Source organism: Vibrio sp. S234-5, assembly GCF_000960595.1.
In the GTDB taxonomy this organism is placed as follows: Bacteria; Pseudomonadota; Gammaproteobacteria; order Enterobacterales; family Vibrionaceae; genus Vibrio.
On sequence record NZ_JZAM01000306.1, the window covers coordinates 1 to 840 of the forward strand.

The 840-nt window shown below is 43.9% G+C and carries 1 protein-coding gene and 1 pseudogene; both read left to right on the forward strand.

Annotation, left to right across the window (positions count from 1 at the left end; translation table 11 throughout):
- Positions 1–190: hypothetical protein (locus UF06_RS28460; protein WP_206778256.1), on the forward strand; the 190-nt coding region annotated here is incomplete at its 5' end.
- 183 nt (positions 191–373) lie between these two features.
- Positions 374–544: pseudogene (locus UF06_RS26445) on the forward strand (DUF645 family protein).
- Positions 545–840: the final 296 nt, after the last annotated feature.

Below are 840 nucleotides of genomic sequence, written 5' to 3' on the forward strand. Positions count from 1 at the left end.
CTTTTGTTTGTCAGTCAAAAACGAGTTAATCTTGGTTTTGGTAAAACGTAAGTCATTGAAGCTTAAACATAACAAACGGTTCAAGAGGGACAGCCAACGCGCGGCATTTTTATCATGCGTTGGTTTTTGTGGTTACGGTGTTATGCGGAAGCTTGGTAATGGCGTTGGCTGCCCCTTAACCGGGCGTTAGCTTCTTAAAGGCTGGAATCATCAAAATCCAAACTCAATCGTTCTGAAAAATCAGCTTTTAGCGTTCAAATTGCACAAGTTGGCTTTCGAGTTTGTCGGATTCTGACTTGGTAGAAAGTGTTGAATGCTCAGCAGTTTCAAAGTCGCTGAAAACCATCAAGTTTCGATGCTTCAATGTTGTTGGATGCTCCACACGGAAAGTTTCGTTTCACAAAGGCTGCATTGTCGCTGAAATCGCGCTTTCTTTGTCGGAAATTCGGTAAGTGGCCAACTTAACCTTGATCGCTGCGAGTTTTGGCTGCTCACTTCACAGCTTTTGGTGTTGGACGTGTGTTTGAGTGATGCTTTTGCGTAAAATGCATTTCAAGCAAATTTGTTTAAAAATCATTGGTAAACAATGGGCTACGAAGCTAACAAACGCCTCAAAGGGACTGTCAACGCGCGGCGTTTCCAGTCCCAATGAGCTGCGGTGGTTGCAGTTGTTGTGTTTGAGTTTAGTGGTCATGCGTTGCCAGCCCCTTAGGCGGGCGTTAGGCGCTATTCACTTTAGGATTAGGGATGAACGTAGAATTTAAAGTGATCAATTTGGCGCAAGATTATGATTTTTGCGTAGCTGCTCGAAAGGACGCTTACTATTGCAGCTTTACAACC